This window comes from Chromobacterium alticapitis, assembly GCF_002924365.1.
GTDB classification, from domain to species: domain Bacteria; phylum Pseudomonadota; class Gammaproteobacteria; order Burkholderiales; family Chromobacteriaceae; genus Chromobacterium; species Chromobacterium alticapitis.
In genome coordinates, this window is record NZ_PQWB01000073.1 from 1 (window position 1) to 26,672 (window position 26,672).

Sequence of the window (26,672 nt, forward strand, 5' to 3'; positions counted from 1 at the left end):
GCCCAGCTCAAACGAGCTGGGCTTTGTGCATTGGCGCGCGCGAAGCGCCAAGCCGCCCTCCAACGAGCCCCGCCAGGATACCCTGCCGGGGCTTTGCTGTTTCTAAGGCGCGTTTACGGCGCGACCGGTGGCAAGTCCAGTAAAGCGCTGATTTCCTCTTCATTCCAGACGGCAATGCCGTGTTGCCCCAGTAGCGCGGCAGCGACGCCGCGACCTGGCCGCAATTGCTTGCCAAAGCTGCCATCGTAGATCTGCCGGTTGCCGCAAGACGGGCTGTTCGCCTTCAGCAAGGCATGAGCGCAACCATGCCGTTGCGCCAGCTCCAGGGCTTGTTTGGCGCCGTTCAGAAAGGGCTGGCTGACATCCAGGCCGTTTGCGGCGCTTACCTTAGCTTGATTAGCCAGCACGTCGTCGCCACTGCCGCCAATGATTTCTGCGGCGGGTCTCGGAGTGGGCAGTCCGCCCAGGCATTCGGGGCAGGCTGGAATCAATTCGAAGCGCTCCCGCAGAAGCGTCCAGTTTTCTTGCGGCATCGGCTTGGACTGGCCGTCGTAGCGGACGGGCTGGCCCAGCAGGCAGGCGCTGATCAAAAGTCGGGGTTTGCTCGTCATAGCCGTTTCTCCAGCAGTTGGGCCAATAATCTGCTTGCCGGCAGGATACGCTCATCCGGCACGGCTGCGTAGCCCAGCACCAGGCCATTGCGATCCGCAGGTCCAAGGAAATGGCGGGCCAGCGGTCTTAGCCAAAGCCCTTGTTCGGCGGCCGTCGCTTGCAGTTCCCATTCGTCAAAGCCAGAGGGCAGTCCGGCTAATAGGTGCATGCCGGCTTCGCCGCCGGAAATGGGCAAGGTATCGCCGAGCAGTTGGCTTAGCGCGTGCCGCAGCAAACCCTGGCGACGAGCGTAGAGTTCCCGCATATTGCGGATGTGGTGGGCAAAATGGCCTCGCGCGATGAAGTCGGCTAGCGCCGCTTGGTAGAGGTAACCAGTTTCGCCTTGCAGGCGGGCCTGGCATTGCCTGAAGGCTTCCGTCAATTCGGCTGGCAGAACCAGATAACCGAGCTTGAGCGCGGGAAACATGACTTTGCTGAATGTGCCGAGATAGATGACGCGGCCCTCGCAGTCCAGACTCTGCAGCGCGGCGAGCGGACTGGCGGAATGGCTGAACTCGCCGTCATAGTCATCCTCGATGATCCAACTGTTGTGGCGGCTAGCCAGCTTTAGCAACTCCAGTCGCCGCGCCAGACTCATGGCGACGCCGGTTGGATATTGATGGGCCGGCGTGGTGTAAATCAGTTTGGGCGGCTCGGCCCCGGCGTCGGTGCGTAATCCCTGTTCATCGACCGCGATGGGGCGATAAGCCAATCCCGCTTCCAGCATGGCGGCCTGCGCGCCGGCATAACCTGGCTCTTCCAACCAGGCGATATCGCCCGGATCGGCGAGCAGCTTGGCGGTCAACGCCAGGCCTGCCTGAGTGCCGCTGGTGACCAGAATCTGCTCGGGACTGCAGCGCACGGATCGGGTCAGGAATAGGTATTCGGCGAGCGCATGGCGTAACGCCGGCAGGCCGCCCTGGCGTTGATAGTGCATCCATTCCAGCGGCGCGGATCGTTGGCCGCGAGCTAAGCATTTCTGCCATTGCTGATGCGGAAACTGCTCCAGCTCCGGCTGGCCGGGAATGAAGGCGCCTAGCCGGGCGCTGGGTAGTCGGCTGTGCTGTTGCAGCTGCCTTCCGCGCAGCGACAAGGTGCCGCGTGGACAGGGCGCAGGCGGCGCGGCTGCGGAGAAGGCTTGGCAAACATAGGTGCCGGAGCCATGTCGGCTTTCTAGATAGCCTTCCGCAATTAATTGTTCATAAGCGGCCAGCACGGTATTGCGCCCTATGGCCAGGTTTGCCGCGAGTTGCCGGCTGGCGGGTACGGGGCTGCCGGCTGCTAGCCTGGCTTGTCGTATCAGTTCGCGCAGTTGTCGGTACAACTGACGGGACAGGTTCTCCCCGCCATCCTTTTGCAATTGCGCGCGCAAAAACTCGCAAAGCCAATCGTGGTTCAAAGTGGTTCCATTGTTTATTCGAATGTGGTGCTTATGATAGTACTTTCATCGGCGTAGGATGTCGGCATCCATGAAGAGAGGGCGACGGAAGATGATCAGCCAAGAGGCGTTTTATGCGGCCAAGCTGGCCTATGAGGTGGATGCGGCCGATGTGGCGCATGCCTTTGCCGAGGGAGATCGTTCATTCGTGCTGGTGGATGCGCGCAGCGCTGAGGCGTATGCCTATGAGAGCATTCCCGGCGCGATCAATCTGCCTCACCGGATGATGACAGAACAAAGCACTACGCATCTTTCGCGCGACGCGACCTATGTGACGTTCTGCGACGGCATAGGCTGCAACGGTTCGACCAAGGGGGCCTTGCAGCTGACTCGGCTTGGCTTCAAGGTCAAGGAGCTGCAGGGAGGACTGGACTGGTGGAAGCGCGATGGCTATGCCACTACCCGTGATGCGGGCTGCGGCAAGGAGGTGTGCGATGCGTGCTGAGTGGGAGGCGCTGGCGCAGCCTGCGGAACAGATCGCCACCGGGCAATCGGTAGGTTTGCCGGTGCCAGGCTGGTCCGGCGCAGCCTTTCCGCCGTGGCGCGCGCTGCATGGCCGGCTCTGCCGCATCGAGCCGCTGGCCATAGAGGCGCATGGCGCGCAGTTGTTCGATGCCTTGCACCAAATGCCGGGCGGCGCCAACTGGACATATTTGAGCCATGGTCCTTTTGCGAAGCTGGAGGATTGGCTGGCATGGATGCGCGGCAGCATAGTCCAGGATGATCCGCAGTTCTACGCCATCGTCGATGTCGCCGACGGCGCGGCCATTGGCTTGTGCAGTTATTTGCGCATCGCGCCGGCCGATGGCTGCATCGAAGTGGGGTTCCTGAACTTCTCGCCGCGTTTGCAGCGCAGCCGGCAGGCAACGGAGGCGATGTATTTGATGATGCGCAATGCTTTTGAGTTGGGCTACCGGCGCTATGAATGGAAATGTGACGCCCAGAACGAGCCATCGGTACGGGCCGCGCTGCGCCTGGGCTTCACCTTCGAAGGCTTGTTCCGGCAGGCGCGGACCAATAAGGGACGCAATCGCGACACGGCCTGGTTTTCCATTCTCGATCACGAATGGCCGGCGCGGCGGCGCGCGCTGGAAGGTTGGCTGGCGGATGCGAATTTCGACGATCAGGGGAGGCAGTTGCGCAGTCTCGCTGACTTTGCGGCCTGTCATGAGCATGAACGCTAGGCCGGCAGCAGATTGGTCCGCGTTGATCCAGCCGGGCGCGCGCGATGGGCTGGGCCTGTCGGTGGGCTATGCGTTGGCGGATTGGCGCGGCGCGATATGGCCGCCGCCGCGCGCTTTGGAGGGGCGATGGTGCCGTTTGGAGGCATTGGATGTTGGCCGGCATGGCGAGGCGCTGTTTGCGCATCTTCATGCGGACGAAGATGGCGCGAATTGGACGTATATGAACCAGGGGCCATTCGCCAACCAGGGCGACTTTTTATCTTGGCTGGCAGGCGTGGCGATAGGCGGAACGGCGTTCTACTACGCGATTGTGGATATGGGCAGCGGCGCCGCTCTCGGCTTGGCGGCGTATATGAATGTCGAGGCCGATGCAGGTTGTCTGGAAGTCGGCGGTTTGCATTTCTCTGCGGCGATGCGTCGCGGAAGATTGGCGACGGAAGCCTTGTACTTGCTGCTGCGGCAAGCATTCGAGCTAGGTTTTCGTCGTTGCGAATGGCGCTGCGACGCGCATAACGCAGCGTCCGTACGCGCGGCGCTCCGGCTGGGCTTTGTCTTCGAGTGTCTATGGCGGAAGCGCCGGGTCAGCAAGGGACGGAATCGCGACGCGGCATGTTTTTCCCTGCTGGATGGCGAGTGGCCGGCGCGGGGTCGGGCGCTCGAGGCGTGGCTGCATCCCGCCAATTTCGACCGCTACGGCGCGCAGCGGCGCCGCTTGGCGGAATTCGCCGGCGAAAGTGGATGAAATCGTTCACCGGACTTCATGCGGGATGGCCGCGGCGTTACAATAGGTCCTTGTAATCGTTGATAGTGTTGTCTGATGAAATCTCTGCCGCGCAATGCCCGCATCCGGGGCGAGCCCTTCCTGCCCAGCCGCTTCATTTTCGGCGACGCCGTCGATGATCAGGGACTGGAGGGGTGCGAATACCTGATGCATACCGAGTCTCCAGCCTTTATCTGCCGGCTGGTGGGCAATGACGATACCGACTTTCCCGGCCGCGAGCGCGATGGTCTGGCGAGCGCTGTGCTGTACGACGAGGCGGAAAGCATCACGGTTTATGTTTGCAACCTGCGCTTGCGATTGTTCGACTTCAACTTCTACGACGAAATCGAACCAAACGTCGGCGAGTTGCAGGATATTTGCGATGAAGCGATGCGGACTTATCAGAAGCTGCAGAAGGCTTATATCGAACGCGACGCAGCCGGTCCGCCGCCGCGCGAGATGCAGGCCGGGCCTACCAAGCCTCTGCCGCCAGCCGAACGCCAGCGCGAGGTAGGACGTCTGATCGAACAGGCGCGCCTGGCAGTGGGCAAACCCATGGGCGGGATGCAACTGGCCGCGTCCGTGCAGATGGCCTTGAGGGCTGGCGACCAGGCGGTGTTTACCGAGGCGCAGCTGGCATTGGCCAGCGAGCCCGAGGCGCGGCAATCGCTGGTCCATTGCGGGCGCGACGCGGTGGCTTTCCCCGAAGTGATGCGCAAGGATGGTTCGGTGGTGTCGTTCGAGCTGTGGGCGCTACCTTTCGCATTTTCACGCAGCCAGGGCGGCGTATGGTGGCATTTCCCGCGTTTGGAGTCGCTGGAGGTGGCGCTGGCCGACGCGTTGGAAGTGCCGGAGAAGTCCATCCTGTGGGTATCGCCCACCCTGTTCTCGGTGGACATGCTGAATGAACGCGGCTGCCAGGACTTGGTTCAGTTGGCGCCGGTGATGGATGCCGGTTGCGATTTCGCACCGCTGGATCCAGAGTCCTCGCGCGCGACATACGAGGCGGCGAGCAAGACCAGCGAGCCGCAGCTGGTGATGAGCTGGATTCCCTTCCTGGTGGAGCGCGGCGCCTTGCCGGTGGACAAGGCGCGCCGTCTAGGCCGTCGAGCGCTGGATGTGGCTATGCCCTTGGTGCAGCAAGCGATCGCCGCCGAGATGGAATATGGCGAGGCTGAATTATTCGCGCCCATGCCGTGGTGGGAGGCGCTGTCCAGCGGCATGCGGGCTTGGAACCGCAAGCGCCTAGGCGTGACGGCGGCCTTGCTGGCCAGCCGCCAGGGCGGCTTGGACAAGCTGGAGGCGGTGGCGGAGTATCAGCCGGAAATCCAGGGCTTCGATGTTCTGTTGCGGGTGAAAGGCCTGGAAGAGGCCGAGGCGCACGCGCCTTGGCTGGTGACGCCCGATGTGGCGCCGGACCGGGACGCGGCATGGAAAGACTTGGCTGATTGCCTGCGTGAAGCCGGCATACCGCTGTCGCAAAGCGTGGCGCGCTTGCATTGAGATGCGGCAGACCGTAACTGCCTGCAAAACACCCTCGTCGTTAACGGCGAGGGTGTTTTTTTGCGCGCAAGCTGCACAGGGCTATTTCTGCCAATAGGTTTTGATGTTGACGAATTCGTATAGACCGAATTCCGATAGCTCGCGGCCATAGCCTGAGGCCTTGATGCCGCCGAAGGGCAGGCGCAGATCGGAACTGGTGTGGCGGTTGATGAAGACGCTGCCGGCTTCGATGCGCCGCGCCAATTGCCAGGCGCGCTCGTTGTCGGCGCTGTATATGCTGGCGCCCAGGCCAAACGGCGTATCGTTGGCCTGGCGTATCGCGTCATCCTCGTCCGCGGCGCGCAGTATGCTGGCCACCGGGCCGAATACTTCCTCGTGGTAGACGCGGCAGGACGAATTGACTCGGTCGAGCACGGTGGCGGGGTAGAAGAAGCCTGGCGTGTGCGGCATTTGGCCGCCCAGTTTCAATTCCGCGCCGTGATGGCAGGCATCCAGCACTTGAGCGTGCAGCGCCTCCCTTAGGTCGGCGCGCGTCAGCGGCGACAACGTGGTTGCTGGATCGCGCGGGTCGCCGGCGCGCAGCTTGGACGCTTCCGCGCAGAAGGCTTCGACGAAACGATCGGCGATTTCCGGCACGACTATCATGCGTTTGGCGGCATTGCAGCTTTGGCCTGCGTCGCGGAAGCGAGAGTTGGCGGCGTCGCGGGCGGCGGTTTCGACATCGGCATCGGCCAGAACGATGAAGGGATTGCTGCCGCCCAGTTCCAGCACGGTCTTTTTCAGATGCTTGCCGGCCAGCGAGGCGATGGCTCTGCCTGTGTGGGTGGAGCCGGTAAAGGCCACGGCATCGCATTGCCGGATGGCTTCTTCGACTTGCTCCGTGTCTATCCAGGCCATTTCCAGCACGGACAGGCCGGACTCGCGCGCGATCTCATGCAATAGCTGACTGCATTGCGGCACGGAGGGAGCGGGTTTGACCAGGCAGGCATTGCCGGACATCAGAGCGGGAATGGCGAAGCGCAAGACTTGCCACACCGGGTAGTTCCACGGCATGACCGCGAGCACCAGGCCCAGCGGTTCGAAGGCGACGCCGCTGCGGCTGGCTTGGGTCGATATCTGCAGAGATTGCAGCAGCTCTGGGGCCAATTCCGCGTAATAGCGTATCAGCTGCACCGACTTGTCGATTTCGGCCAAACATTCGCTGGTGCGCTTGCCCACTTCGAGAGTGACCAAGTCGGCCAGCGCGTCGCGGTGACTATGCAGTTTTGTCGCGAACTGCAATAAGCCGTTTGCTCGTTCTTCGACGGATAGCCCGGCCCACTGGTGTTGCGAGGACCGTAAGGCCTTTATGGTGAGGGGCAGCTCATCCGAGGTCCAGGATGAGCGAGTGTGGCAGACTTCTCCGGTGGATGGATTGCAGCTGGTAAAGGCGGTCATGATGGTGTGGGTAGGGAAAAGCACACTGTAGCAAAAAAGCTGAGGTGAGGTAGGATGCGATTCAGTTGTTGCGCATGGTTTGCAAACTTTAATAATACGACTTTCTCGAATCAAATAATCTGTCCGATATGCCAGATTCGAGACTAGTTTTCTAGCTTTACAGTTCCCCTGCCTAAAGGACTATGAAAACAGGAGACTGTCATGGGTAATTTTTACTCTTTAACGTTGGATGGCTTGTCGCTGGATCTTGTGTCGGATGCGCAGATGGAGGCGTATTTGATGAGATTTCGGCATCGCATTTTTCGGGAGGCTCTGGGGTGGGTGCCGGTGAGTCCCAGTGGAATGGATAGAGATGAGTATGATGCACTATCGCATAATTTGGCAGTCAGTTGGCGAGGTTCTGTAGTCGGCTCCATGAGGTTCACTCCGGGTGAGAGGCCGTATATGCTGGAGAGTGACTTCGCTCAATTGCTGTGCGATGGGGATTTCATACGTAAAGGAAGAGGCAGTGCGGAGGTTTCCCGTTTTGCCGTGGACGCAAGCTTGCCAGCTGACTTACGGGCTGCCGCATCCCGGTTGTTGTATCTGGGTTTGTGGCAGTGGGCAGAATGGAATGATGTTCGATGGATGTATTTCGTCGTGGTGCCAGGCATGTATCGACGCTTACAATCATTAGGCTTGCCCGTTCATCCTATGGGAGGGCTGCGCCCGCTTGATGGTGGAGTCATGTCGATGGCGGGATACTTTGACTGGCATGCGGTGGATATGGATGCTATTCACTCGCTGCGGGAGAGTGTTGCATTGTCAGATGCATGCCCAGAACGATGGCGTGAGTACGATTATTCGCATTGAGTTTGCGAATCACGTTGGCAACGTGGAATTTCACCGTGCGCTCGCTGATGTCCAAAATTGTCGCGATTTCCCAATTAGTCTTGCCGCGGCTCATCCAGTGGAATATGTCATATTCGCGTTGCGACAAGGGCATGCTGCTGGGCGAGGCGGGCGGCAGATTGGCGATGCGCACGGCTGCTTGGTGTAGGTGCGGGGTCAGGCAGTTCAACATTGCGACGAGAGCAGCATTGCGTCCAGGCTCCCGGCCCGCGAGGGATAATATACTCCCGACGTTGTTGCGTTCAGAAGCCGCGCTGAAGGTAATGCCATTGCCCATGCCGTTTGAAGCCGCTTCTGCGATGAATCGTTTTTCCTCGACACTTTTGGCTCGGCTGAAACGCTCTTCCCAGATGACTGGGCCTTGTCCAACATGAATCCGCATGATGGGGTCGTGTTGAGCGTAGTTTTCTTTCATATATTGCTCCAGCCATTGGGCTGGGTAGCTGACGTTCAACACGCGCTCTAACCGTTGGATCTGGTTCTGATGGTTGAGCCTGCCCAGCGCTAGAACGATCCGGTCAGATGGGGCTTGAGTCAGCACGCTGTCCAGGAAAGTCTTCAGCTCGAGCTCGGTTTCGATGTGCCCGGCCATGTGTATCCATTCCAGCAACGTCCACTGCTGCGACGTGGTGAGGCCGGCAGGGAGGGGTCTTGCATTGATGGGCTTCGAGATCGCCATGAACGGGGCTTCCTTGATTTTGTGAGGGCGCGCGGTAAATAGTAGCCTACATGACTGCCGCATGTAAGAATCCGATCGCAAAAAACATGAGCATTGTTGTTTTTTCGTCTGCAAAGTATACCAAATATATGTCTCCGCAGATCCTAGGAAAAATACTGATAAATCACTGTTTTGTTTGTTGCGAAGCGAACTTTTACAAAGAGAAACAAATCTTTATCGATAATTTATTGACATATTTATTGACGAAGTATTGCTTGTTATGTATAGGCGCGAGCAGGACGGATTCCCGCTGGTCCTTGCTCGCTGGCAGTGTGGTAGATGGGGCTATTGCGTATAAAAATCAAGCAAATGGCATAAATTGTAAGTGAAAGCTAATAAATTCTGGCAAGCAAACGCTTAAAAGCGCATAATTGCTTCGCATAAAAAATAGATGCTGATCGGTCGACAGCTGGTGGAAGATGTCGTCCAGATCGGGCCTTGGGGAAGTTGAGGTTCTGCAGCGGCGCGGTAGGACACGTGATGGCTACTTTAAGAAGAACCTTTAACATCATGCGGGATTGGTGTAGTCTTTTTTAAGAGTCTGCATCTAATCTCGTGAACGGCCGTGTCCGCGCTGGCGTATTTTCCCTGGCGCGCAGACATGCCAGTTCAGGAATCGTCTTGCTATGGATACCTTGAAAGCGCTAATGGTCTTCATGACCACGGCTGAAAATGGCAGTTTTTCGGATGCTGCCCGCAAGCTCGGCGTATCGCCGGCCGCCATCAGCCAGAGCATTGCCCGCCTGGAGCAGGAGCTGGAGGTGCGCTTGTTCAATCGCACCACGCGCCAGTTGACGCTGACGGAGGACGGCCGCCGTTTCTACGCGCAGTGCCGCGGCCCGGTCAATAATCTGGATTCGGCCATCAATCAGCTGAAAGCCAGCCGCGACGAACCGGCAGGACACTTGCGCGTCAGCATGCCCAATTCCTTCGGCCGCCGTTTCATTCTGCCCATCATGGGCGAGTTTTGCGAGCGCTACCCCAAGGTGCGGGTTTTCTTCGGGCTGGACGATCATTTCAGCGATCTGATCGAAGACGGCTACGACGTGGGCGTGCGCACGGGCATGATGCCTGACAGCCGGATGGTGGCGCGCAATCTGACGCAGATGCCCTTGTATGTAGTGGCTTCGCCGGCTTACTGGGACAAGCATGGCCGACCTGCTACGCCAGAGGAGTTGAGCAACCATGATTGCATCAACTTCCAGTTCCCGACCTCGGGCCGCTTGTTCAAATGGGAGTTTGACCGCAAGGGCGAGCGCATCCCGGTCGAGGTGAACGGCACTTACACCCTGAACGATATGGAAGCCGTGGCTGAACTGGCCAGGCTGGGCATGGGCGTGGCGCAGCTGCCGGGCCATGAAGTGGTGCATCTGATCCGCAGCGGCGAGCTGGAGCCGGTGCTGACCGACATGGTGTCGGTGGAGCGTTCGATCTATATCTGCTTCCCGCACCGCGACCATATCGCGCCGCGCACCCGCGTGTTCGTCGATTTCGTGGTGGAGAAACTGTCTGATCATCCGGACATCATGGCGGATCTGCCCGGCGTTGACTTGAGCGCCAAGCGCGACGCGCTGCAGCAAAGCATAGGCATCAGCATGGCCTGATTCGCGCCGTCCAATGGCGCGATGGGAAAAAAGCCGACGCGACGCGTCGGCTTTTTTATGCGCTCAATTCGTTTTCGCCATCGAACTCGCCGACCACCCGGTCGCGGCCACCCTGCTTGGCGGCGTAGAGGCGCATGTCGGCGCGGTGGACCAGGCTGTCAGGAGTGTCGTCCTCCTGCAGCGTGGCGGCGCCTATGCTGGCAGTGACGGCCGCGACTGGCGCGAAGCTGGTTTCCTGCAGCAGCCGGCGAATGTCGGCGGCGAGCTGCAGCGCGCCGATCTGGCCGGTTTCCGGGCAAATGACGATGAATTCCTCGCCGCCCCAGCGCGCGACCGTGTCCAGTTGGCGCGCCCGCTGGTGCAGCACCTTGGCGAAGCGTTGCAGCACGCGGTCGCCCACCTGATGGCCATGGGTGTCGTTGATGCGCTTGAAGTGATCGAGGTCTATCATCAGCACGGAGAAGGGGCGGCGAGAGCGGAAGCTGCGCTCGGTTTCCTTCTGCAGCGCCGAGTTGGCGCGCCGGCGGTTGGCCAGGCCGGTCACGTCGTCGCGTTCCGCCTGGCGACGCAGCGCTTTCAGCAGCACGCGGGCTTCGCGCAGGCGGCGAATGGCGAACACCGACATGGAGACCGCGAGCGTGAAGCCGATCAGCATCATTTCGTCGAGCGCGCTGTCGGGATGGGTGTGAAACCAATCGTCCAGCTTATCGAACAATTCGAAGCGCAGGCACAGCAGAAAGCTCGCGAGGTTGAACAAGGCGATCCACGCCAGTTCCACCCAGATCCGCCGCTCGCTATACGGCCAGTATTTCATGTTGCCCCAATTATCGCAGGTCTAGCTTCTTGCTAGCCCATGGCGGGGGGCGGGGCAAGCGCTCAGGCCGACATCAGCCGCGATAGCGGCGTTTCGCTCCAGTCCATGCCGTCCAGCAGATTCTTCACGATCAGGCCCAATTCGGTGTCGCCCTCTATGCGCAGCCGGCGATGGAAGAACAGCGTGTCCGGGTCTTCCTCGCGCAGCAGCATGCGCGCGAAGTCCGCGCAGCTGGCCGCCAGCAGGAGGTCGGACGGACCGGGCGCGGCGGCGGAAAAGCCGCGCGCCGAGGCGGCGATTGTCAGGCTCAATCCCGCGTCCAGCAGGCGGATTTCAAAGCGCTTGCCGTCAAGCAGGGACAGGTCTGCGGGCAGCACGCCGCGTTTGGCCAGCAAATTGAGCGAGCTGGCCAGCAGCAGGCTGGGCGGCGTGGCCGGCAGCCGGGACAGCAGGCCGGCGAGCGAGGCCGGAACGGACAGATCAGGAATGCGCATCTTGAATCTCCAGCGGGCGGATGCCGGCCTGGCCGCGCCAGTAGCCGTCCACCAGTTCTCCCGGCGCCTGGCGGGCCAGTTCCGGCAGCAGCTGCCGGCTGTGGCCCGGCTCGCGCAGCAGGCGGCCGAAGGCGTGAACCACGGCGTCGGTGCCCTGCCATTGCGGGCTGATGCGCACGCGGCGCACGCCGATTTTCTGCATGTCGTCCAGATGAGGCAGCAGAGCCTGGCAGCCGTCGGATAGGGTCTGGATGCCGTTGATGGTCAGGAAGTTCTGGCTGTCTCGGGTGGCGAGCCGCATGCCGTCCGGATGCTCCAGGCAGCGGAACTGGCAGTCATCCTTGTTCAGGTTGTAGTGGCGGGCGGTGAAGCAGCGAGAGGACAGCGCCAGCGGCAGCCGTCCCCAGGCGAACACCTCGGTTTCGACTGCCAGTTGTTGGCGCTCGGCCTCGGCCAGCACGCCGGCCAATGTGTCGCGGCTCATTTCCACCGGCGGCAGCCAGCGGAACGCGCCGAGCATTTGCATCACCGCCAGCGTGTCGGCGTTGTAGACGTTCAGATGCGGGCCGGCGACGAAGGGCAGGCGCTTTTCGCGGGCCATCCGGACAGCGCCCAAGTCATTGGCCTCGATGGCCAGCTCGCCGTTGTCCACCAGCTTGCGCACGCGCTTGAGGTCGGATTCGCCCTCGATCAGCGCCTGGCAGCTCAGCACCACTTCGCGGCCAGCGGCGGCCAGGTCGGCCGCCAGCGAAATCCAGTCCTGGCCGCGCATTTGCTGGCGGCGGCCGCAGACCACTTCGCCCAGGTAGATCGTGTCCAGCGGCCAGTCGGCCGCTTCGGCGTAGAAGCGCAGAATGTCTTCTCGGCTCCAGAAAAACAGCACCGGTCCGAGCGATAGCTTCAGGGAGATGGCGTTCATGGGTTTCCTCGCAAACCTCATTTCCAGGGGCGGTTGTAGGCGCCCAGCGTTTGCTGGCGGCCTTCGGCCACCTTGCCCAGGGCCTGCTGCCAGTCCGGCTGCACGGTGAAGCGCTGCCGCTCGCGGCCGGCGGCGTCCAGGGCCTGGCGCAGCACGCGGGTCACTTGGGCCACATAGGCCGGGCTGCGCTGGCGGCCTTCCACCTTGATCGCGGCCACGCCTATGTCCAGCAATTGCGGCAGCATGCTGATCACGTTCAGGCTGGTGGGTTCCTCCAGCGCGTAATACGTGTCGCCGCCCACTTCGAAGCGGCCTTTGCACAGCGTGGGATAGCCGGCCGGCTGATCGTTGGCGTACTGGTCTATCAGGATGCCGGAGAGCCGCGCATCCAGATGCGTGGCCCCTTGCTGCCATTGCACATGTTTGGCCGGCGAGCAGACGCCGTGGCTGTTGGGCGATTCGCCGGTGGCGTAGCTGGACAGCAGGCAGCGGCCCTCCACCATCACGCATAGGCTGCCGAAGCCGAATACCTCGATTTCAACCGGGCTGTGCTCGATGACCTGGCGCACCTGGTCCAGCGTCAGCACGCGCGGCAAGACCGCGCGCTGGATGCCGAACAGCTCGTGCGCCAGTTTCAGCGCCTCGTGATTGGTGGCGGAGCCCTGTACCGACAAATGCAGTCGCAGCTGGGGATGGCGGCGCCGGGCGTAGGCCAAGAGGCCGAGGTCGGCCAGAATGACCGCGTCCACGCCGAGCTCGGCCGCCTGGTCCACCGCGCGCTGCCAGCGAGAGATGTCGCCGCCCTGGGCGTAGGTGTTGATCGCCAGCAAGGTTTTGCGGCCGCGGTCGCGGGCATAGCGTATGCCGATCCGGGCAGTGTGGTCGTCGAAGTTGAGCCCGGCGAAGTTGCGGGCGTTGGTGTCGTTTTTCAGGCCGAAATAGACGGTGTCGGCGCCATTGTCTACGGCGGCTTTGAGCGCGGGCAGGCTGCCCGCCGGACACACCAGTTCCGGCATTTGCTGTCTGGCTGGCATGGGAGTCGCGGATCCGGGAAATTCGGCGACAGTAGCAGATGCGGCCTGGCCCGCCCTTGCTTTGGGTCAAGCGCGCCGCTCACTTGGGCGGCGGCGAGGCCGGCGCAGTCAGCGCGATGGGCGCGCTCAGGCTGAGGGTGTTGGCATCGCCCTGGCTGTCCGTCCAGCTCATTTCCACGGTCATGATGTCGCCTGTTTCATGGCTGCGGCAGCGGAAGCGGAAGCGGGCAGGGCCGCCGCCGGCGGCGCTCATAGCGGTGTAAGCGGAAGAAGCGCAGTCATGCAACGCGCCGCTGTGGCGCTGTTCCAGCACGGCCTGGGCCAGGTTGGTGGCCGTGTTGTAGTCGCTGGCCGCGATCTGGCTGTGCAACAGTTCGGTTTGCAGCCGCAAGAGGCCGAGCACGCCCACAGCCAGCACCATCAGGCTGATCATCATCTCCAGCAGCGTGAGTCCGGTTTGCTGTTTCATGAGCCGGCTCCGCTGTCCATCCAGCTGTAGGGCAGGGCGCGCAGGCGCTTGCCGCTACCAGCGCCGCCGTTTTGGCCGGGGTCGGCGCCGGGTTTGAATGAGTCCGGCAGATTGCTCAGGTCTATGGTGGTGCTGCCGCCCCAGTCGTGGCGCTGGCTGGCGTTGCCGCTTTGCCGGGCCGCGCTGATATAGCCGTGTATGGTGGTGCTGCCGCCGGAAAACAGCATATTGCCGGCCCAGACGTTGCCGTAGACCTGGGTGGAGGCGCCCAGCGTGATGTCGCCGCCGGAAAAACGGTTGTTCTGGTAGCCTCCGGCCAGCAGTACCGCATTGCCTATCGGGCGGCTCTGGAAGACGCCGTCTCGGCAGTAATCGAGCGGGGCGTTTTGCGGAAAGTCGGGATTGCCGCAGATGCCGATCTTGCCGGCGTAGTTCACCGCGTAGCTGATGTGCCGGCCGCTGGTGACGATATTGCCGGTGGCGAGGAAGCTGTTGTGGTAGCTGCCGCTGCCGATTTCCAGATCGCCGTCGAACCACAGCACGCCGGGCGCCATGGTGGTGCCGGCCAGCTTCCACTTGCCGGGCGCGCTGCCGGCGAAGCAGTCGCCGGTGTCGGGGTCGAAGCCCTTGCAGATCAGATAGCTGGGCCGGCCGCCTAGGCAGCGTCCGGCGGCGTCGAGTTCGCGGCACAGACGATTGGGCTGCTGGCTGTCGGCGGCCATGCCTAGGCGGTAGCTGCCGTCCGGGATGTTGTTCACCTGGCGCACCGTGACCTGAATGCGGTCCTGCTCGTCGCGCTCGAAGCGGTAGTGGGCCTCGCCGCGGAAGTCGTAGGCGTCGATGCGCGGCCGGCTTACCTGCAGCAGAGGCACCGGCGTCAGTTTGAGCGACAGCTTGGGATCTACGACAACGCGAATGTCTGGATTGTTGACGTTGTAACTGGCGCTGCGCGCTACGACGCCGCTGATGGGCGCGCCCCAGCCCTGGATGACCAGCTCGCCGAGGGCCTTCAGGCTCTCCATGCCGCCGAACTGCTGGATATCCACCTTGCCCTCGGCTTCCAGCGCGCCGAACCTGGCGCCGCCGCTATTGATCTCGACCTTGCCTTTCACCTGCGCCTGCCTGACGGCGTACTGGCCGCCGGGGCTGTTCAGGAAGCGGGCGTCGCCGTTGACCCTGGCCAGTTGTTCCACCATGGCGCTGCCGGTCAGCGTGAGATTGCCCACGGTTTTCACCGTCTGATACCGGCCGTTGGACAGTTCGATATTGCCGTTGGAGTGCAGGATATTGATGGCCTGGTTGCCGCTGACGATGATGTCGCCGGTGCTTTGCAGGGTGTCGATGTTCTCGACGCTGCCGCCCAGCGTCACCTTGCCGTCCACCGTCATGTCCACCGGCTTGTCGCCTATCAGTTTGACCGAACCGCTGAGGTTCAGATCGCCTACCAGATTGAGCGCGCTGCGGGCTTCGTCCTCGCCGGAGCCAAGCAGGAACACCCGCTGCACAGTGACGGCGTGGCCGTCGTAGTTGCCGGTGCTGCGCAGCAGCACGCGATCGGGAGGCAGCGTTTCCTGCTCCACGATGTAATGAGCGGTACTCAGGAGCGTCTTGCCTTTGGCGATGGCTTTGCCGCTGGCCAACGCGTTCTGCCCCTCGAGCAGGCCTTCCTCCGCGTAGTTCAGCGCCTGGTGGTAGCGATGCTGGTTTTGCGCGTTGGCATGGGCCAGCACCAGCTGGCGCGAGGCGGATAGCAGCACCAGGCTGGCGATGGCCAGCAGCGTCAGCGCCATGAACAGTGTGGCCAGCCCCTGCTGCGCTCGGCGCATCACGGCCCGATCACCTGCGGTTGGTTGCGCAGCGTGATGCTGGTGTGGATATCCAGTTTTTCGTCGGCTGCGCTGCCCGGCGCGTGGGCGCTGACGGTCAGCGAGATGGCGCCCGTGCCGTCCGGCGCGAAGTTCAGCGAGTCGATGACGCCGATTTCAGGCTTGCTTAGGTCATCCCATTGCGTGTCGGGAGCGTCGCAGCTCCAGGCTGGCGCATCTGCGCTCAGTCTTTGTATGCGTCCCTGGCCGGCGGCGTCGCGTGTCAAGCGAAAGGCGAAGAAGCGTTTGCCGTCAGTCTTCGGCGGTGCTGGCGCGTCGTAGGCGTAGCGCAGGCAGCTGCCGCCCGGTTCGATATAGAGCTTGCCGAAGGGATTGTCTTTGGCCTCTCCGGCGCCGTTCCAATAGCCGGCGCGCCGCAATTCCATCGCCATCAGCGACAGCGAGGCATCCAGCATCGCGCCAAGCTGGACCTGGCGGCGGTCGCGGGCCTGCCCGTTCAGCAGGTTGACCAGCAAGCTGGACATCGCCAGCAGCAGCAGCAAGCCTATGGTCATGCCCACCAGCAGTTCCAGCAGGCTGACGCCGCGCATCGCTTTCATGCTCATGGGCACCGCACGGCTCCGTTATGAATCAAGCCAGTGGAGAGCAACTGCAGGGTGACTGGCTGGCAGGCGGCGCGGCTCAGCCGCAAATCCACTTCCTTGCGCAGGTCTTCGCCGTCATCCTGCTGAGGCATGCCGCGCAGCGGCGAAAACGCCAGCAGCAGCGGCAGCTTCCGACCGTCGGCGCCAAGAGACACGCCGGCGTGCTGCCCGGCGCCGATGCAGCGCAAATCCTGCGAGCCATCGCATGCGGCGGCGGTCTTGCGTTCGGAAACCCGCATCGTCCACGCTTTGTCTTGCTGGCTGAACTCTACCCACACCAGCTTGTGGCGGGTGACGGCGGTCTTGCGCGCCAGCTCCAGGCTTTGCCGGACATCGTCTACCGCGCCTTGCAATTGCTGGCGCGCGATCCAGTGGCCGACGGCCGGGATGGCCAGCGCCAGCAGCAGCGCGAACAGACTGATCGTCACCAGCAATTCGATCAGCGTGACGCCGCGCGGACGAGTCTTCATCGCCTGCCCCAGCAGGCAAGGGGCTCCAGCGTCACCGTTTGCCGGCGCTGGGTCAGGGTGAGCGTCTGGCAGTCGGCGTCGCCGGACTGGGCGCCTTTGGCGATTGCCCTGGCGCGCACGAAGAAGCTGTAGGCTTGCTCCCCCGCGGGCGCGCCGGTTTCCAGCTGGTAATAGCCTTGGGCGCTGCGGTTGTTGACGAAGGGCGTTTTCAGGTCCGCCAGCGCAGCGGCGTAGCCGTCATGAAAGCCGCGGTAGCGCACCTGGGCCTGCTGCAGTTGGTACAGCGCGTCCAGCGCGTCGCTGCGGCGGCTGCGCTGCATGTACTGCTGGTAGCCGGGAATGGCGAAGCCGAGCAGCAGGGCGACCAGCGCCAGCGCGATCATCAGCTCCAGCAGCGAGAAGCCGCCGACGCGTGGGTTGGGAGTGTGGGTCATCTGGCCGCGGGCTCCAACATCGATGGCAGGGGGGGCGGGAGCAGGCGCTCTGGCAGGGTGGCAAGCGGGCGGAATGCGACCGTTGCTACCTGTTTCCTAGAAGTTGCGGTCGGGACAGTCAAGCTGGCGGCCCCGCTCACAGCTGCGGCAGCGCCATCTTGGTGACGGCGACCAGCGCGATGTAGCCGACTACCGCCAGCGCGGCGATGAAAGCCAGCAGCCTGGCCCGAGGCGTCTGGCCGCGCAGGGCGATGCTGCCCAGAACCACATAGGCGACCAGCCCGGCGATCTTGGCCATCAGCCAGGGGCTTTGCAGTATCGGCCAGCCGCCCATGACCACCAGCGCGATGGCGCAGCCCAGCAGCAGGGTGTCGATGACATGGGGCAGGATGCGCAGCGGCTTGTTTTGAATCAGATGGCCGCGGCCAGACAACACCAGCGCGCCGCGCGCGGCGAACAGCAGGACGGACAGGAAGGCGAAGCCCATGTGGGCATGCTTGACGATCAGGTATGGATACATGGTGATATTGACATGGCGGGCGCGGCGCGCCGATGCCGGCATGGTACACGGGGCGAGCGTGGTTTTGTAGCGAGTCGCGAAGGGGAAATGTTGTTGGCATGGCTGAATTGAACGCCGGCGGCGGGAGATCGGTCTTGAGCGGCGTCAAGCGCGGGCGGACCGCCGCGCGAGTGCGGCAAGCGCGCGCGATGCTACAATCCGCCCATCTCCGCATCCGTTCGCATCCCCATCCATGCTGTTTCTCTATCAATCCAACCGCCTCGAGCAACTGGGCGAGCTGTTCCGCGGCATGACCCAGGCCATGCCGCTGGCCGACCCCTTCGCCGCCGAGACCGTGATCGTGCAGAGCCGCGGCATGGGGCGCTGGATCACGCTGGACTTGGCGCGGCAGGCCGGTGTGGCGGCCAATATGGACTTCGTGCTGCCGGCGGCCTTCGCCTGGCGACTGATGCAGAAAGTGATGCCGGATCTGCCCCGGAAATCCGCCTTTGTGCCGGAGGTGCTGGCCTGGCGCCTGCTCGCCATCCTGCCGCAACTGGAGGGCGAGCCCTTCGGTCCGGTCATCCATTATCTGCAGGGCGGCGAGGCGGCGGCCTTCGAGCTGGCAGGCAAGATCGCCGACATCTTCGACCAATACCTGGTGTTCCGCCCTGACTGGATACGCGCCTGGGAGGCCGGCGAGCTGCTGGGCCTGGGCGAGGACGAGGCCTGGCAGGCGGCGCTGTGGCGGCGGCTGGCCGCAAGCGACCCGGGCCGCCACCGCGTGCGTATGCTGGACCAGTTTTTCGCCGATCTGCGGCCCGAGCATCTGCCGCCGCGGGTGACGCTGTTCGGCATCGCCAGCCTGGCGCCCATGTACCTGGCCCTGGTCAAGCGGTTGGCCGAGCTGACCGATGTCTGCCTGTTCACGCTGAACCCGTGCGAGGCTTACTGGGGCGATATCGTCGACGCGCGGCGCATGCTGAAGCTCAGGCAGGGCGGCGACCTGTTCGCCACCCAGGGCCACCCGCTCCTGGCATCCTTGGGCAAGCAAGGGCGCGACTTCTTCGAGCTGATCGCCGAGGATGCCGAGTTGGATGCCAAGCCCCTGTTCGCCGCGCCCAAGGGCGACAGCCTGCTCGCCCGCCTGCAGCGCGACATCCTGCAATTGAATGACCCGGCGCAACTGGCGCGGCCCCTGGACTCGGACGACGGCTCGGTAGAGCTGCACGCCTGCCACGGCGCCATGCGCGAGCTGGAGGTATTGAAGGACAGGCTGCTGGCGATGTTCACGGCCGATCCCAAGCTCAGCCCGGCCGACGTGGCGGTGCTGACGCCGGACATCAACGCCTACGCGCCGTATATCGACGCGGTGTTCGGCCGCCGCGAGGACGCGCCCAATATCCCGTACAGCATCGCCGACCGCCGCGTCGAGCGCGAACAGCCGCTGCTGTCCACTTTCGCCGCCGTGCTGAAGCTGGCCGACTCCCGCTTCGCCGCCGACGAAGTGTTGGCCTTGCTGGACTGCCCGGCGCTGCTGGCGCGCTTCGACCTGGCCGACGCCGACCTCGGCTTCATCCAGGACTGGGTGCGCGGCGCCGGCATCCGCTGGGGGCGCGACGCCGCGCACAAGGCCGCGCTGGGCCTGCCGGCGGAGCCGATGTACAGCTGGCGCTGGGGCCTGGACCGGCTGTTGTTGGGGGCGGTGCTGCCGCCGGCGTTGGCCGGCGACGAATCCGGTCTGTTCGCCGGCCTGTTGCCGCAAACCGATGCCCAGGGCCAGCTGGGCGAGGTGCTGGCGCGCTTCGCCAATTTCTACGACGCGCTGGACGCGCTGGCGCGCGACTGGGCGCTGCCCGCCGCGCCGGCCGATTGGGCGCAGCGTTTTCACTGGGCTTGCGACGCGCTGTTTCAGGCCGAGGGCGACGACGAGGCGGCGCTGGAACTGCTGAGCGAGGCTTTCGCCGAGCTGGCCGAAGACGCCGCGCTGGCCGGTTTCGACCATCCGGTGGACCTGGCCGTGGTCCGAGACTGGCTGCTGCGCAAGCTGTCAGTTTCGTCGGCCCAGGGCTTCCTGTCCGGCGGCGTGACTTTCTGCGCCATGGTGCCGATGCGCTCGATACCGTTCCGGACGTTATGCCTGATAGGCATGAACGACGGCGCGTATCCGCGGGACGAACGGCCGGTCAGCTTCGACCTGGTGGCGCGCCACCCGCGGCGAGGCGACCGTTCGCGCCGTTTCGACGACCGCTACCTGTTCCTGGAGGCCATCCTGTCCGCCCGCAGCCGCTTGTATCTGTCCTACGTCGGCCAGTCGGCGCGCAGCGGCGAGCCGCTGCCGCCGTCGCCGCTGCTGGCGGAGCTGCTGGACACGTTGTCCGCGATGTGCGGCGAGGACATGGCGGCGCGGCTCACGCTGCGCCATCCGCTGCAGCCCTTCGCGCCGCAGGCCTTCGACGGCGCGGACGCGCGGCTGGCCAGCTTCGAACCGGCCTTCGCCGCCGCGCTGGCCGCGCCGGCGGCGGCGCCCCAGCCCTTCATCGCGGCCTTGCCGGAGGAGGAAGGCGCGACGGTGGTCAATCTGCACGACTTCATCCGCTTCTGGCAGAACCCGGCCCGCGCCTGGCTGGCGGAGCGGCTGGCGATACGCGTGAGCCGCGGCGACGAGGCCATGCCGGCGCGCGAGCCGTTCGCGATGACGCGCGACGCCAGCCAGGCGCTGCGCCGCCAGCTGGTGGAGGCGATGCTGCACCGCAAGCCGTCCGCGCCGGCGCGCGCGCGCGCGGCCGCCGCCGGCTTGCTGCCCTGCGGCGAGCTGGGCCTGGCCTGGCTGCAGGAAGAGGGCCGCGCCAGCGTGCGGCTGGCCGGCCGTCTGCCGCGGGCCTTGGCCGAGGAAACCCTGCCGCCGCAGCCGGCGCATCTGGAAATAGCCGGCTTCACCCTGGTGGGCGAGTTGTACGGGCTGCGGCCCGAGGGGCGGCTCGATTTCATCGTCGGCAAGCTGAACGCGGCCCAGCGCGTTGCGCTGTGGCTCAGCCACTTGATCCTGTGCGCGGCGCGGCCGGCCGGCATCGCCTGCCATAGCGCCTGCTACGACGACGCCGGCAGCGTGCAATTGGAAGACGAAATGGACGCCGCCGGCCTGCTGGCGCCGTGGCTGGTCCGTTGGAAGCAAGGCCAGGCCCAGCCCTTGCCCTTCTTCGGCCGCACCAGTTGGGCTTATGCCGAGGCGTTGGTCAAGAACCCGGACAATCAGGACAAGGCCTTGGCCGCGGCCTGGCAGAAATGGGACCCCAGCTTCATCCAGGGCGACGGCATGGCGCAGAAGGACGAGCCGGCGATCGCGCTGGCCTTCCGCCACCAGGAACCGCTGGAAGACCCCTTGTTCGCCCAACTGGCGGAGACCTTGCTATTGCCGCTGGCCGAAAGACTGCAGGGAGGCGAGGCATGAGCGCGATGCAGGCGCTGGACGCGCTGAACTGCCCGCTGAGCGGGATCAATCTGATCGAGGCCTCGGCCGGCACCGGCAAGACCTGGACCATCGCCGCCCTGTTTGCCAGGCTGCTGCTGGAGGAGAGAGACGGCGCGCCGCCGCCGGTCATAGAGCAGATTCTGGTGGTGACTTACACCAAGGCCGCCACCGCGGAGCTGCGCGAACGGCTGCGCAAACGGCTGGCCGAGATGCTGGCCTTGCTGGACGGCAAGGGCGAGGGCGATGAGTTTCTGCGTTCGTTGGCGGCGCGCTTTCCGGAGGGACCGGCGCGCGAGCAGGCCAGGCAGCGGCTGACTGCTGCGGTCACCGGCTTCGACGCCGCCGCCATCTACACCATCCACGGTTTCTGCCAGCGGGTGCTGACCGACGCCGCCTTCGAGAGCGGCCAGACCTTCCAGGCCGAGCTGGTCGAGGATGACGCCGCGAGGCTGGCCGAAATCGTCGATGACTTCTGGCGCCGCCGCATCGTGGCCGAGCCGCTGCTGGCCCAGGTGCTGGTGGAGCAGCAAGCCACGCCGGAAGCCTGGCTGGCGGAGGTCCGGCCTTATCTGTCCAAGCCGTATCTGAAGCTGCGCGCGCCGGATTCGACGCGGCTGGATACGGCGCGGCGAGTGGTCTTCGAGCGCTGGCGGGCGCTGGCGAGCGAGCCGGAGAGTGCGGAGCAGGGCTTGGCGTTGTTCTTGTTCCATCCGGGCTTCAAGGCCAATGTCTATCGGCCGGACACCATGGCGCGCGCCGCCGACGCGCTGCGCGGCAGGCTGGCGACGCCTGACACGCTGCCGGAGCTGGACAGTGACAGCCGCAAGCTGATGGAAAAGCTGCTGCCGGAGGCCTTGGCCAAGGGCATGAAGAAAGGCTGCGAGCCGCCGGCGCATCCGCTGTTCGCCAAGGTGGAAGCCTGGCTGGCCGCCTGGAGCGCCTATATGGACCAGGTGGCCCATTCGCTGGCCGCGTTGAAGCTGGAGCTGATCGGCTGGGTCAACCAGGAGCTGGCGCGGCGGCGCGGCGCGGAGCGCAGCCGCAGCTTCGACGACCTGCTGACCGACCTGGGCGCGGCGCTGGCGCACCCGGAGACCGGCCCGCTGCTGGCGGCGCAGGTGGCCAGCGGCTTCCAGGTGGCGCTGATCGACGAATTCCAGGACACCGACCCGACGCAGTACCGCATCTTCCGCAGCTGTTTTGTCGAGCAGCGCCGGCCGGTCTTCCTGGTGGGCGATCCCAAGCAGGCGATCTACAGCTTCCGCGGGGCAGACATCTTCGCCTATCTGGCCGCGCGCCACGACGCCGAGCGCCAATACACGCTGGACACCAATCGCCGCTCCGACGCGCCGCTGGTGGACACCGTCAACGAGCTGTTCGGCCGCGAGCTGCCGTTTTTGCTCGACGGCATCGCCTACCAGCCGGTGGCGGCCAGCCCTTCGTCAGGCGGCCGGCTGGAGGTGAACGACGCGCGCGCGCCGTTCAACGCGCAGTGGCTGCAGGCCGGCGACAAGGCGATGAGCAAGGAGAGTGCTGAACAGGCGGCGGCCACGGCCTGCGCCGACGAAATCGCCCGCCTGTTGACGCTGGCTGCGGAGGACCGCGCCGCCATCGCCAGGGGAGAGACGCGGCGGCCGCTGGCCGGCGGCGACATCGCGGTGCTGGTCGCTACCCATAGGCAGGGCGACCGGGTGCGGACCGAGTTGCGCGAGCGCGGCGTGGCCAGCGTGGCGCTGACCCAGGAGAGCGTGTTTGCCAGCCGCGAGGCTGAGGAGCTGCTCGCGTTGCTGTCGGCCTGGGCCGAGCCCGCGCACGAAGGGCGGCTGCGCCGCGCGCTGGCCACGGAACTGGCCGGCTTGGACGCCGCCCGGATCAAGGCGGCGCTGGAGGACGAAACGCGTTGGGAGAGCCAGCTGCTGAAGAACGGCGAGGACCACCAGCATTGGCGCGAACGCGGCTTCATGGCGGCCTGGCGGCATTACCTGGCGCGCGAGCGCGTGGCGGAGCGCTTGCTGCCGCTGCCGGACGGCGAGCGGCGGCTGACCAATCTGGGCCATCTGGCCGAGCTGCTGCAGCAGGAGAGCGAAGGCCGCCAGGGCATGGCGCCGCTGCTGGCCTGGTTCGCCGGCCGGGTGGCCGATCCGCCGCGCGGCGAGGACGCCGTGCTCAGGCTGGAAAGCGACGCGGCGCTGGTCAAGATCGTCACCGTCCACACCGCCAAGGGTCTGCAATACCCGGTGGTGTTCTGCCCGTTCTTATGGAATGGCGCGTTGGAGCGGCGCGGCGCCGGTTTCTGGAGCTATCACGACGGCGACGAGCCCTGGCTCGCGCCGGAGGCTGCGGCCGACGATGAGGTGAGGCAGGCCGCGCGCAGCGAATTGCTGGCCGAAAAGCTGCGCCTGCTGTACGTGGCGCTGACGCGCGCCCAGTACCGCCAGTACATCGCCTGGGGATGGGTCAAGGACGTGGAAACCGCCGCGTTGTCCTGGCTGCTGCATGCGCCGGACGCGCGCGACCTGGCGGCGCTGGAGCGGCTGGAACTGGACGGCCCGCTGCTGGAGGCGCAATTGCGCGGCTTCCTGGACAGCCGCGGCGCGGCGGCGCGCTGGCTGGCGGACGAAGGGCGGCACAGCCTGCTTGAGCGGGGCGGCCAGGCGCGCAGCTATGCCGCGCGGCCGTTCGCGCGCAAACTGTTCACGCCATGGCGCATCGCCAGCTTCACCTCGTTGACCCACGACGCCGGCAGCCATCTGGCCGAGGCGCCGGACTATGACCGCGCTTCCCGGCCAGCGGAAGCCGCGCCGGCGGCGGAGCCGGCATTCGACCGTTTCCGCTTCCCGCGCGGCGCCAAGGCAGGGGTGTGCCTGCACGAGATTTTCGAAAACATCAGCTTTGGGGCGGACGAGGCGTCGATACGCGAGGCGGCGCAGCTTGCGTTGACGCGGCACGGCTTCGGCGCGGAGTGGCTGGACGCCGGCTGCGATCTGATACTGGGCACGCTGAATGCGGAAATCGCGCCTGGCGCGCGGTTGCGCGACGTCGCCGACCACAAGCGGCTGATCGAGTTGGAATTCACGCTGCCGGTGAAGAAACTGGATGTGGCCGCGCTGATCGCCGAGCTGCAAAAGCCAGAACACGGCCTGGCCGGGCCCTTCCGCCAGGCCGCCGCCGCGCTGGACTTCTCCGCCGTGCAGGGCTTCCTGAAGGGTTTTGTCGATCTGGTTTGCGAGGCGGATGGCCGCTACTACCTGATTGACTACAAGTCCAATCATCTGGGCGACGACTATGCCGATTATCGCAACGAGGGGCTGGTCCAGGCGGTGGCGCGCGAGCATTATTATCTGCAATACCTGATCTATCTAGTGGCGCTGCGGCGTTACTTCGCCGCGCGCGGGGCGGATTGGGACGGCCGCTTCGGCGGCGTGCGCTACCTGTTCCTGCGCGGCATGGGCGAGCTTGGCTGCGGGGTGTGGGCCGATGCGCCGTCGCTTGCGCTGCTGGACGCGCTGGATGGGCTGTTAAAGGGAGATCGGTAGTTCTACTCAATGCTGACTACCGGGCGTTGCAACTAAGCTAAGCAAGTGGATAAGGACGGGACCGCATGTTTGAATCAGCCGAAATCGGCCACAGCATAGACAAGGATACGTTTCGCAAGATGATGCCCGCGCTGCGCGAGGCCCTGCTGGACGCGCAGTACGATCTGAAGGAACAAGCCAACTTTCCGGTCTTGATCCTGATTCACGGCTTCGACGGCGCCGGCCGCGGCGAGACGATGAATCTGATCAATGAGTGGCTGGACCCGCGATTGATCGACACTGTCGCCTTCGCCAGCCCCAATGACGAGGCGCGCGCGCGGCCTTGGATGTGGCGTTACTGGCGCGAGCTGCCGGCCAATGGCCGCATCGGCATGTTCTTCGGCTCGTATTATTCGGATGCCCTGTTCGAGCGGGTATTCAGCCGCAGCGACCGCGACGCCTTCGATCGGCAGATCTTCGACATCCTGCGCTTCGAGCGCATGCTGACGCTGGACGGCGCGGTGGTGTTGAAGTTCTGGTTCCACCTGAGCCGCGACAAGCAGAAACAGCGGCTGAAGCAACTGGAGCAGGATCCGGCCACCAGCTGGCGCGTCACCAAGACCGATTGGGAGCACTACGAGCGTTACGACAAGATACGCAAGTACGGCGAGCACATGCTCAGGCTGACCAATACCGCGCACGCGCCGTGGATCATCATAGACGGAGAGGACGCCAACTACCGCGGCCTGACGGTGGCCAACACCATTTTGGAGGCGATACGCAACCGCATCGGCCAGGCGGTGCTGACCACGGACCGGGTTGAAGCGCCGCCGCTGCTGGCGCCGATAGACAACAAGCTGGTGCTGGACACTTTGCAGCTGGACCAGAAGCTGGACAAGGACGGCTATCAGAAAAAGCTGGACCAGCTGCAGGGCAGGCTGAACAAGCTGACGCGGGATCCGCGCTTCGCCCGCCATTCGCTGGTGTTGGCTTTCGAAGGCAACGACGCGGCGGGCAAGGGCGGCAGCATACGCCGCATTACCCAGGCGCTGGACGCGCGGCGCTACCGCGTGGTGCCGGTGGCCGCGCCGACGCAGGAAGAAAAGGCCCAGCCCTGGCTGTGGCGCTTCTGGCGCAATGTGCCGGGCAAGGGCGGCATCACCATCTTCGACCGCAGCTGGTATGGCCGGGTACTGGTGGAGCGGGTGGAGGGCTTCGCGTCTGAGGCCGACTGGATGCGCGCCTACTACGAGATCAACGACTTCGAGCATCAGCTGACCGAGAACGGCGCCATCGTGCTGAAGTTCTGGCTGGCCATCAGCAAGGAAGAGCAGCTGGAGCGCTTCAAGGGGCGCGAGGACACCGGTTTCAAGCGCTTCAAGATCACAGACGAAGACTGGCGCAACCGCGACAAGTGGGATCTGTACCGCCAGGCCGTCAGCGATATGGTGGACCGCACCAGCACCAGCAAGGTGCCGTGGACGCTGGTGGAGGCCAATAACAAGTACTTCGCGCGGATCAAGATTCTGACCACCATCTGCGACGCATTGGAGGCGAGGTTGAGTGAATAGGTTGTTCCTGATTGTCCTGCTCTGTCTATCTTGCCTGCCGGCGCTGGCGCAGCCGGCGCTGCGAGCCGGCGTGGCCAACGACAGCAGCGAGCCGCTGCGTCAGGCCGGCGAGGGCGGCCTGCTGCAGTCTTATCGCGAAGCGCTGGCCTTGATCGCCAAGCAGGCGGGCTTGCGTTTCCAGCTGGATTATTATCCGACCCAGCGCCTGGAGCAGCTGTTTCAGCTGGGCCGGCTCGATGTCGAAGTGGGCGTCAACCCGGCGTGGCGCGCCCTGTCGCCAGTGGCCGGCTTCTATACCCAGGCCATAGGCGAAGTGGAGTTCCAG

The 26,672-nt window shown here is 64.4% G+C and carries 24 protein-coding genes; 10 read left to right on the plus strand and 14 right to left on the minus strand.

Going from position 1 to position 26,672, the window contains the following annotated elements; translation table 11 throughout:
- Positions 1 to 113 precede the first annotated feature (113 nt).
- Together C2I19_RS15305 and pdxR are read right to left on the minus strand one after the other, a co-directional pair.
- Positions 114 to 611 (minus strand): 2-thiouracil desulfurase family protein, encoded by a 498-nt coding sequence (locus tag C2I19_RS15305; protein WP_103903546.1) that lies wholly within the window; start codon positions 609 to 611, stop codon positions 114 to 116.
- Positions 608 to 2,050, minus strand: coding sequence for a MocR-like pyridoxine biosynthesis transcription factor PdxR (gene pdxR, locus C2I19_RS15310; RefSeq protein ID WP_103903547.1), 1,443 nt, complete (start codon positions 2,048 to 2,050; stop codon positions 608 to 610). Before pdxR ends, C2I19_RS15305 begins: the two co-directional genes overlap by 4 nt.
- Before the next feature lie 91 nt (positions 2,051 to 2,141).
- On the opposite strand from pdxR, the gene C2I19_RS15315 reads away from it, so the two are divergent.
- The 4 genes from C2I19_RS15315 to C2I19_RS15330 all read left to right on the plus strand — a co-directional run bounded on the left by C2I19_RS15315 (position 2,142) and on the right by C2I19_RS15330 (position 5,536).
- A complete protein-coding gene (locus C2I19_RS15315; RefSeq protein ID WP_103903548.1) occupies positions 2,142 to 2,534 on the plus strand; it encodes a rhodanese-like domain-containing protein in 393 nt (130 codons plus the stop codon).
- Positions 2,524 to 3,273 (plus strand): GNAT family N-acetyltransferase, encoded by a 750-nt coding sequence (locus C2I19_RS15320; RefSeq protein ID WP_103903549.1) that lies wholly within the window; start codon positions 2,524 to 2,526, stop codon positions 3,271 to 3,273. The genes C2I19_RS15315 and C2I19_RS15320 overlap by 11 nt, the downstream gene beginning before the upstream one ends.
- A complete protein-coding gene (locus C2I19_RS15325) occupies positions 3,257 to 4,015 on the plus strand; it encodes a GNAT family N-acetyltransferase (RefSeq protein ID WP_233201215.1) in 759 nt (252 codons plus the stop codon). Before C2I19_RS15320 ends, C2I19_RS15325 begins: the two co-directional genes overlap by 17 nt.
- A gap of 75 nt (positions 4,016 to 4,090) precedes the next feature.
- The gene (locus C2I19_RS15330) at positions 4,091 to 5,536 is read left to right on the plus strand and encodes a hypothetical protein (RefSeq protein WP_103903551.1); all 1,446 of its coding nucleotides are present in this window, start codon (positions 4,091 to 4,093) and stop codon (positions 5,534 to 5,536) included.
- A gap of 81 nt (positions 5,537 to 5,617) precedes the next feature.
- On the opposite strand, the gene C2I19_RS15335 is transcribed toward C2I19_RS15330, so the two are convergent.
- Positions 5,618 to 6,973, minus strand: coding sequence for an aldehyde dehydrogenase family protein (locus C2I19_RS15335; RefSeq protein WP_103903552.1), 1,356 nt, complete (start codon positions 6,971 to 6,973; stop codon positions 5,618 to 5,620).
- 201 nt (positions 6,974 to 7,174) lie between these two features.
- On the opposite strand from C2I19_RS15335, the gene C2I19_RS15340 reads away from it, so the two are divergent.
- Complete coding sequence (locus tag C2I19_RS15340; RefSeq protein ID WP_103903553.1) at positions 7,175 to 7,825, plus strand: acyl-homoserine-lactone synthase; 651 nt, start codon at positions 7,175 to 7,177, stop codon at positions 7,823 to 7,825.
- Here C2I19_RS15340 and C2I19_RS15345 read toward each other — a convergent pair.
- On the minus strand, positions 7,746 to 8,543 hold the full coding sequence (locus C2I19_RS15345) for a LuxR family transcriptional regulator (RefSeq protein ID WP_158253730.1): 798 nt from the start codon (positions 8,541 to 8,543) through the stop codon (positions 7,746 to 7,748). The genes C2I19_RS15340 and C2I19_RS15345 overlap by 80 nt on opposite strands.
- A 665-nt stretch (positions 8,544 to 9,208) precedes the next feature.
- On the opposite strand from C2I19_RS15345, the gene C2I19_RS15350 reads away from it, so the two are divergent.
- A complete protein-coding gene (locus C2I19_RS15350) occupies positions 9,209 to 10,186 on the plus strand; it encodes a LysR family transcriptional regulator (protein WP_103903555.1) in 978 nt (325 codons plus the stop codon).
- A gap of 55 nt (positions 10,187 to 10,241) precedes the next feature.
- On the opposite strand, the gene C2I19_RS15355 is transcribed toward C2I19_RS15350, so the two are convergent.
- From C2I19_RS15355 to C2I19_RS15400, 10 genes are all read right to left on the minus strand, one after another.
- Positions 10,242 to 11,000: a GGDEF domain-containing protein gene (locus C2I19_RS15355; RefSeq protein ID WP_103903556.1), complete on the minus strand. Its 759-nt coding sequence runs from the start codon at positions 10,998 to 11,000 to the stop codon at positions 10,242 to 10,244.
- A 62-nt stretch (positions 11,001 to 11,062) separates the two neighbouring features.
- Positions 11,063 to 11,494, minus strand: a complete 432-nt coding sequence (gene ubiT / locus C2I19_RS15360; RefSeq protein ID WP_103903557.1) for a ubiquinone anaerobic biosynthesis accessory factor UbiT — start codon at positions 11,492 to 11,494, stop codon at positions 11,063 to 11,065.
- Positions 11,481 to 12,413, minus strand: coding sequence for a U32 family peptidase (locus C2I19_RS15365; protein WP_103903558.1), 933 nt, complete (start codon positions 12,411 to 12,413; stop codon positions 11,481 to 11,483). The genes ubiT and C2I19_RS15365 overlap by 14 nt, the downstream gene beginning before the upstream one ends.
- Positions 12,414 to 12,430: 17 nt before the next feature.
- Complete coding sequence (ubiU, locus tag C2I19_RS15370) at positions 12,431 to 13,447, minus strand: ubiquinone anaerobic biosynthesis protein UbiU (RefSeq protein WP_103903559.1); 1,017 nt, start codon at positions 13,445 to 13,447, stop codon at positions 12,431 to 12,433.
- 79 nt (positions 13,448 to 13,526) lie between these two features.
- Positions 13,527 to 13,916: a prepilin-type N-terminal cleavage/methylation domain-containing protein gene (locus C2I19_RS15375; protein WP_103903560.1), complete on the minus strand. Its 390-nt coding sequence runs from the start codon at positions 13,914 to 13,916 to the stop codon at positions 13,527 to 13,529.
- Entirely contained in the window at positions 13,913 to 15,745 is a 1,833-nt protein-coding gene (locus C2I19_RS15380; protein ID WP_158253731.1) for a hypothetical protein, read from the minus strand. The genes C2I19_RS15375 and C2I19_RS15380 overlap by 4 nt, the downstream gene beginning before the upstream one ends.
- On the minus strand, positions 15,742 to 16,347 hold the full coding sequence (locus C2I19_RS15385; protein ID WP_146056833.1) for a hypothetical protein: 606 nt from the start codon (positions 16,345 to 16,347) through the stop codon (positions 15,742 to 15,744). The genes C2I19_RS15380 and C2I19_RS15385 overlap by 4 nt, the downstream gene beginning before the upstream one ends.
- Positions 16,344 to 16,856: a GspH/FimT family pseudopilin gene (locus tag C2I19_RS15390; RefSeq protein WP_103903563.1), complete on the minus strand. Its 513-nt coding sequence runs from the start codon at positions 16,854 to 16,856 to the stop codon at positions 16,344 to 16,346. Before C2I19_RS15390 ends, C2I19_RS15385 begins: the two co-directional genes overlap by 4 nt.
- The gene (locus tag C2I19_RS15395; protein WP_103903564.1) at positions 16,853 to 17,290 is read right to left on the minus strand and encodes a type IV pilin protein; all 438 of its coding nucleotides are present in this window, start codon (positions 17,288 to 17,290) and stop codon (positions 16,853 to 16,855) included. The genes C2I19_RS15390 and C2I19_RS15395 overlap by 4 nt, the downstream gene beginning before the upstream one ends.
- 136 nt (positions 17,291 to 17,426) lie before the next feature.
- The gene (locus C2I19_RS15400; RefSeq protein WP_103903596.1) at positions 17,427 to 17,810 is read right to left on the minus strand and encodes a SirB2 family protein; all 384 of its coding nucleotides are present in this window, start codon (positions 17,808 to 17,810) and stop codon (positions 17,427 to 17,429) included.
- Positions 17,811 to 18,042: 232 nt separating this feature from the next.
- Here C2I19_RS15400 and recC point away from each other — a divergent pair, with 232 nt between their 5' ends.
- From recC to C2I19_RS15420, 4 genes are all read left to right on the plus strand, one after another.
- On the plus strand, positions 18,043 to 21,240 hold the full coding sequence (gene recC, locus C2I19_RS15405; protein ID WP_103903565.1) for an exodeoxyribonuclease V subunit gamma: 3,198 nt from the start codon (positions 18,043 to 18,045) through the stop codon (positions 21,238 to 21,240).
- Positions 21,237 to 24,797 (plus strand): exodeoxyribonuclease V subunit beta, encoded by a 3,561-nt coding sequence (recB, locus tag C2I19_RS15410; protein WP_103903566.1) that lies wholly within the window; start codon positions 21,237 to 21,239, stop codon positions 24,795 to 24,797. The genes recC and recB overlap by 4 nt, the downstream gene beginning before the upstream one ends.
- A 65-nt stretch (positions 24,798 to 24,862) precedes the next feature.
- Complete coding sequence (pap, locus tag C2I19_RS15415) at positions 24,863 to 26,347, plus strand: polyphosphate:AMP phosphotransferase (protein WP_103903567.1); 1,485 nt, start codon at positions 24,863 to 24,865, stop codon at positions 26,345 to 26,347.
- The coding region (locus C2I19_RS15420) for a hypothetical protein (RefSeq protein WP_199181207.1) at positions 26,340 to 26,672 on the plus strand (333 nt) is incomplete at its 3' end. The genes pap and C2I19_RS15420, both read left to right, overlap by 8 nt.

Coding starts and splice junctions, on each gene's coding strand:
- C2I19_RS15305 (WP_103903546.1), bottom strand. CDS start 611: ATGACGAGCAAACCCCGACTTTTGATCAGCGCCTGCCTGCTGGGCCAG.
- C2I19_RS15315 (WP_103903548.1), top strand. CDS start 2,142: ATGATCAGCCAAGAGGCGTTTTATGCGGCCAAGCTGGCCTATGAGGTG.
- C2I19_RS15320 (WP_103903549.1), top strand. CDS start 2,524: ATGCGTGCTGAGTGGGAGGCGCTGGCGCAGCCTGCGGAACAGATCGCC.
- C2I19_RS15325 (WP_233201215.1), top strand. CDS start 3,257: ATGAGCATGAACGCTAGGCCGGCAGCAGATTGGTCCGCGTTGATCCAG.
- C2I19_RS15330 (WP_103903551.1), top strand. CDS start 4,091: ATGAAATCTCTGCCGCGCAATGCCCGCATCCGGGGCGAGCCCTTCCTG.
- C2I19_RS15335 (WP_103903552.1), bottom strand. CDS start 6,973: ATGACCGCCTTTACCAGCTGCAATCCATCCACCGGAGAAGTCTGCCAC.
- C2I19_RS15340 (WP_103903553.1), top strand. CDS start 7,175: ATGGGTAATTTTTACTCTTTAACGTTGGATGGCTTGTCGCTGGATCTT.
- C2I19_RS15345 (WP_158253730.1), bottom strand. CDS start 8,543: ATGGCGATCTCGAAGCCCATCAATGCAAGACCCCTCCCTGCCGGCCTC.
- C2I19_RS15350 (WP_103903555.1), top strand. CDS start 9,209: ATGGATACCTTGAAAGCGCTAATGGTCTTCATGACCACGGCTGAAAAT.
- C2I19_RS15355 (WP_103903556.1), bottom strand. CDS start 11,000: ATGAAATACTGGCCGTATAGCGAGCGGCGGATCTGGGTGGAACTGGCG.
- ubiT (WP_103903557.1), bottom strand. CDS start 11,494: ATGCGCATTCCTGATCTGTCCGTTCCGGCCTCGCTCGCCGGCCTGCTG.
- C2I19_RS15365 (WP_103903558.1), bottom strand. CDS start 12,413: ATGAACGCCATCTCCCTGAAGCTATCGCTCGGACCGGTGCTGTTTTTC.
- ubiU (WP_103903559.1), bottom strand. CDS start 13,447: ATGCCAGCCAGACAGCAAATGCCGGAACTGGTGTGTCCGGCGGGCAGC.
- C2I19_RS15375 (WP_103903560.1), bottom strand. CDS start 13,916: ATGAAACAGCAAACCGGACTCACGCTGCTGGAGATGATGATCAGCCTG.
- C2I19_RS15385 (WP_146056833.1), bottom strand. CDS start 16,347: ATGAGCATGAAAGCGATGCGCGGCGTCAGCCTGCTGGAACTGCTGGTG.
- C2I19_RS15390 (WP_103903563.1), bottom strand. CDS start 16,856: ATGAAGACTCGTCCGCGCGGCGTCACGCTGATCGAATTGCTGGTGACG.
- C2I19_RS15395 (WP_103903564.1), bottom strand. CDS start 17,290: ATGACCCACACTCCCAACCCACGCGTCGGCGGCTTCTCGCTGCTGGAG.
- C2I19_RS15400 (WP_103903596.1), bottom strand. CDS start 17,810: ATGTATCCATACCTGATCGTCAAGCATGCCCACATGGGCTTCGCCTTC.
- recC (WP_103903565.1), top strand. CDS start 18,043: ATGCTGTTTCTCTATCAATCCAACCGCCTCGAGCAACTGGGCGAGCTG.
- recB (WP_103903566.1), top strand. CDS start 21,237: ATGAGCGCGATGCAGGCGCTGGACGCGCTGAACTGCCCGCTGAGCGGG.
- pap (WP_103903567.1), top strand. CDS start 24,863: ATGTTTGAATCAGCCGAAATCGGCCACAGCATAGACAAGGATACGTTT.